The sequence below is a fragment of the Modestobacter excelsi genome (genome assembly GCF_005930495.1).
GTDB classification, from domain to species: domain Bacteria; phylum Actinomycetota; class Actinomycetes; order Mycobacteriales; family Geodermatophilaceae; genus Modestobacter; species Modestobacter excelsi.
Genome location: NZ_SJEX01000142.1, coordinates 1 through 5,461 on the forward strand (window position 1 = coordinate 1; position 5,461 = coordinate 5,461).

At 58.7% G+C, this 5,461-nt stretch carries 3 rRNA genes; all 3 read left to right on the plus strand.

Annotated features, from left to right (window positions below):
- The first annotated feature begins 82 nt into the window (after positions 1–82).
- Positions 83–1,602 (plus strand): 16S ribosomal RNA (locus FHL80_RS24765).
- Between the two features lie 466 nt (positions 1,603–2,068).
- Positions 2,069–5,194: ribosomal RNA gene (locus FHL80_RS24770) — 23S ribosomal RNA — on the plus strand.
- Positions 5,195–5,354: 160 nt separating this feature from the next.
- A 5S ribosomal RNA gene (gene rrf / locus FHL80_RS24775) occupies positions 5,355–5,461 on the plus strand; the annotation flags it as partial.

Here is a 5,461-nt window from a genome sequence, read left to right on the forward strand (position 1 = left end):
TGCGGATTCTTCGGGGTTCGTGGGGTTCCTTTGGTTGATTGAACGAGAGTGCCAACTCTCGGTCTCAGCTGTGATCAAATCATCTACGGAGAGTTTGATCCTGGCTCAGGACGAACGCTGGCGGCGTGCTTAACACATGCAAGTCGAGCGAGGCCCTCCTTCGGGGGGTGCCCTAGCGGCGAACGGGTGAGTAACACGTGGGCAACCTGCCCTCAGCTCTGGGATAACTCCAAGAAATTGGTGCTAATACCGGATGTGACCGCTGACCGCATGGTCTGGTGGTGGAAAGATTCATCGGCTGAGGATGGGCCCGCGGCCTATCAGCTTGTTGGTGGGGTGATGGCCTACCAAGGCGACGACGGGTAGCCGGCCTGAGAGGGTGACCGGCCACACTGGGACTGAGACACGGCCCAGACTCCTACGGGAGGCAGCAGTGGGGAATATTGCGCAATGGGCGAAAGCCTGACGCAGCGACGCCGCGTGAGGGATGACGGCCTTCGGGTTGTAAACCTCTTTCAGTAGGGACGAAGCGCAAGTGACGGTACCTACAGAAGAAGCACCGGCCAACTACGTGCCAGCAGCCGCGGTAATACGTAGGGTGCAAGCGTTGTCCGGAATTATTGGGCGTAAAGAGCTCGTAGGCGGTCTGTCACGTCGGCTGTGAAAACCCGAGGCTCAACCTCGGGCCTGCAGTCGATACGGGCAAACTAGAGTACTGCAGGGGAGACTGGAATTCCTGGTGTAGCGGTGAAATGCGCAGATATCAGGAGGAACACCGGTGGCGAAGGCGGGTCTCTGGGCAGTAACTGACGCTGAGGAGCGAAAGCGTGGGGAGCGAACAGGATTAGATACCCTGGTAGTCCACGCCGTAAACGTTGGGCGCTAGGTGTGGGGGCCATTCCACGGTCTCCGTGCCGCAGCTAACGCATTAAGCGCCCCGCCTGGGGAGTACGGCCGCAAGGCTAAAACTCAAAGGAATTGACGGGGGCCCGCACAAGCGGCGGAGCATGTTGCTTAATTCGATGCAACGCGAAGAACCTTACCTAGGCTTGACATGCACGGAAATCTCGTAGAGATACGGGGTGCCTTTGGCGTCGTGCACAGGTGGTGCATGGTTGTCGTCAGCTCGTGTCGTGAGATGTTGGGTTAAGTCCCGCAACGAGCGCAACCCTCGTTCTATGTTGCCAGCACGTGATGGTGGGGACTCATAGGAGACTGCCGGGGTCAACTCGGAGGAAGGTGGGGATGACGTCAAATCATCATGCCCCTTATGTCTAGGGCTGCAAACATGCTACAATGGCCGGTACAAAGGGCTGCGATACCGCGAGGTGGAGCGAATCCCAAAAAGCCGGTCTCAGTTCGGATTGGGGTCTGCAACTCGACCCCATGAAGTTGGAGTCGCTAGTAATCGCAGATCAGCAACGCTGCGGTGAATACGTTCCCGGGCCTTGTACACACCGCCCGTCACGTCACGAAAGTCGGTAACGCCCGAAGCCGGTGGCCCAACCCTTGTGGAGGGAGCCGTCGAAGGCGGGATCGGCGATTGGGACGAAGTCGTAACAAGGTAGCCGTACCGGAAGGTGCGGCTGGATCACCTCCTTTCTAAGGAGCACTGGCCGCCACACGTGTTGTGGTGGTCCAGAGCCGCGCACCGACCGTGACCGGGGTTCCATTCAGGGATGCCGGCGGGTGTTGGTGGCGGAGCTCGAGGGTGGAACACTGACCAGTTCGGCTGGTGACTCAGGTCGCTGCTAGTACGGCCCCGGTGTCTTCGGATGCGGGGTGTGGAACGTGGTGGTGTGGGGAGCTGGTCGTAGGCACGCTGTTGGGTCCTGAGGGAACGGGCGACTGTTTCTTCTTCTGCAGGGCCTCATGCTCGTCGTACCGTCCATGGCTGCTCGTTGTGAGTGTGGTGGGGCTGGCGGTGGGGGATGTGGGGTGTCTGTCCGTACGTTGAGAACTGCACAGTGGACGCGAGCATCTAGCAAGTTTGTAGGTATGTATCTGGATGCCTGCGCTGGTCCATGAGCCCTTTGGTGGGTTGGTGGGTGGGCGTGGGTGTTTGTGTGGCCAAGTTGTTAAGGGCACACGGTGGATGCCTGGGCACCAGGAGCCGATGAAGGACGTAGGAGGCTGCGATAAGCCTCGGGGAGCTGTCAACCGAGCGTTGATCCGAGGATTTCCGAATGGGGGAACCCCGCACCAGTCATGTGGTGTGACCCGCGCCTGAACACATAGGGCGTGTGGAGGGAACGTGGGGAAGTGAAACATCTCAGTACCCACAGGAAGAGAAAACAACCGTGATTCCGTGAGTAGTGGCGAGCGAAAGCGGATGAGGCTAAACCGATTGCATGTCAAGCCGGCAGGCGTTGTGTGGTCGGGGTCGTGGGACGATCCAGTGTTCTCTGCCGAGGGCACGGGGAGTCAGAAAAGATGGTGTTAGTGGAAGGCCTCTGGAAGGGGTCGCCGTAGAGGGTGAGAGCCCCGTACACGAAAACACTGTCTCTCCCGGATCTGCTCCCAAGTAGCACCGAGCCCGTGAAATTCGGTGTGAATCTGGCGGGACCACCCGCTAAGCCTAAATACTCCCTGGTGACCGATAGCGGACAAGTACCGTGAGGGAAAGGTGAAAAGTACCCCGGGAGGGGAGTGAAATAGTACCTGAAACCGTGTGCCTACAAGCCGTGAGAGCCTTATGCCACATCTGTGGTGGGGGTGATTGCGTGCCTTTTGAAGAATGAGCCTGCGAGTTAGCGGTACGTGGCGAGGTTAACCCGTGTGGGGTAGCCGTAGCGAAAGCGAGTCCGAACAGGGCGGCACAGTCGCGTGCTCTAGACCCGAAGCCGAGTGATCTACCCATGGCCAGGTTGAAGCGCGGGTAAGACCGCGTGGAGGACCGAACCCACTTCAGTTGAAAATGGAGGGGATGAGCTGTGGGTAGGGGTGAAAGGCCAATCAAACTCGGTGATAGCTGGTTCTCCCCGAAATGCATTTAGGTGCAGCGTCACGTGTTTCTTGCCGGAGGTAGAGCACTGGATGGTCTAGGGGCCCCACAAGGTTACTGAAATCAACCAAACTCCGAATGCCGGTAAGTGAGAGCGTGGCAGTGAGACTGCGGGCGATAAGGTTCGTAGTCGAGAGGGAAACAGCCCAGATCATCAGCTAAGGCCCCTAAGCGTGTGCTAAGTGGAAAAGGATGTGGGATCGCAGTGACAACCAGGAGGTTGGCTTAGAAGCAGCCATCCTTGAAAGAGTGCGTAATAGCTCACTGGTCAAGTGGTTCCGCGCCGACAATGTAGCGGGGCTCAAGCACACCGCCGAAGCTGTGGCATTCCTCTGAACCCGTCGGCACCGTTACCGGTGCCGGCCAGGTGGAGGGATGGGTAGGGGAGCGTCGTGTGGCGGTGGAAGCGGCGGAGTGATCCAGCCGTGGACGCCACACGAGTGAGAATGCAGGCATGAGTAGCGAAAGGGGAGTGAGAAACTCCCCCGCCGGATGACCAAGGGTTCCTGGGCCAGGCTAATCCGCCCAGGGTGAGTCGGGACCTAAGGCGAGGCCGACAGGCGTAGTCGATGGACAACGGGTTGATATTCCCGTACCCGCGAAAGAACGCCCATGCTGGACCCAGCGATGCTAACTGCCCAATACTCGTGACTGGCCTTCGGGTCTGATCGGGTGGAGCGCAGGGCCCGGACTGGTAGTAGGCAAGCGATGGGGTGACGCAGGAAGGTAGTCCTACCGGTGAGTGGTAGTACCGGTGCAAGGGTGTGGCCCGTGGTGTAGGTAAATCCGCACCATATGAGGGTGAGGCCTGACGCATAGCCGAATGAGGCGAATTGGATGATCCTATGCTGCCGAGAAAAGCCTCTAGCGAGTTCTTAGCGGCCCGTACCCCAAACCAACTCAGGTGGTCAGGTAGAGAATACCAAGGCGATCGAGCGAACTGTGGTTAAGGAACTCGGCAAAATGCCCCCGTAACTTCGGGAGAAGGGGGGCCATTCATCGTGAACATCCTTGCGGTGGGCAGCGGTGGGTGGTCGCAGAGACCAGTGAGAAGCGACTGTTTACTAAAAACACAGGTCCGTGCGAAGTCGAAAGACGATGTATACGGACTGACGCCTGCCCGGTGCTGGAACGTTAAGGGGACGGGTTAGTGCCTTCGGGTGCGAAGCTCAGAACTCAAGCGCCAGTAAACGGCGGTGGTAACTATAACCATCCTAAGGTAGCGAAATTCCTTGTCGGGTAAGTTCCGACCTGCACGAATGGCGTAACGACTTCTCAGCTGTCTCAACCACAGGCTCGGCGAAATTGCACTACGAGTAAAGATGCTCGTTACGCGCGGCAGGACGGAAAGACCCCGGGACCTTCACTATAGCTTGATATTGGTGTTCGGTTCGGTTTGTGTAGGATAGGTGGGAGACTGTGAAGCGGGCACGCCAGTGTTCGTGGAGTCGCCGTTGAAATACCACTCTGGTCGAATTGGATGTCTAACCTCGGTCCGTGATCCGGATCAGGAACAGTGTCAGGTGGGTAGTTTAACTGGGGCGGTTGCCTCCTAAAATGTAACGGAGGCGCCCAAAGGTTCCCTCAGCCTGGTTGGCAATCAGGTGTCGAGTGCAAGTGCACAAGGGAGCTTGACTGCGAGACCGACGGGTCGAGCAGGAGCGAAAGCTGGGACTAGTGACCCGGCACCGGCATGTGGAAGCGGTGTCGCTCAACGGATAAAAGGTACCCCGGGGATAACAGGCTGATCTTCCCCAAGAGTCCATATCGACGGGATGGTTTGGCACCTCGATGTCGGCTCGTCGCATCCTGGGGCTGGAGTAGGTCCCAAGGGTTGGGCTGTTCGCCCATTAAAGCGGTACGCGAGCTGGGTTTAGAACGTCGTGAGACAGTTCGGTCCCTATCCGCCGTGCGCGTAAGAGACTTGAGAAGAGCTGTCCCTAGTACGAGAGGACCGGGACGGACGAACCTCTGGTGTGCCAGTTGTTCCGCCAGGAGCACTGCTGGTTGGCTACGTTCGGCAGGGATAACCGCTGAAAGCATCTAAGCGGGAAGCTCGCTTCAAGATGAGGTCTCTCACCGGGTGAACCGGGTAAGGCCCCCGCCCAGACCAGCGGGTTGATAGGCCGGAGGTGGAAGCGCAGTAATGCGTGGAGCTGACCGGTACTAATAGGCCGAGGGCTTGACCACACATACATCCAGCAACATGTCTCGCGTCCACTGTGCAGCTCTGAAGGTACGGGCAACCCCGCTCACGCGGGATGTTCCCCGCCCGCCCGTGAGCCCATCTGTGTCTGTTCCCTGTGCGGGATCGGCCGGTGGCTGCGGGTGGGTGTCATCTTCACAGTGTTACGGCGGTCATGGCGAAAGGGAAACGCCCGGTCTCATTCCGAACCCGGAAGCTAAGCCTTTCAGCGCCGATGGTACTGCCCGGGGGACCGGGTGGGAGAGTAGGAC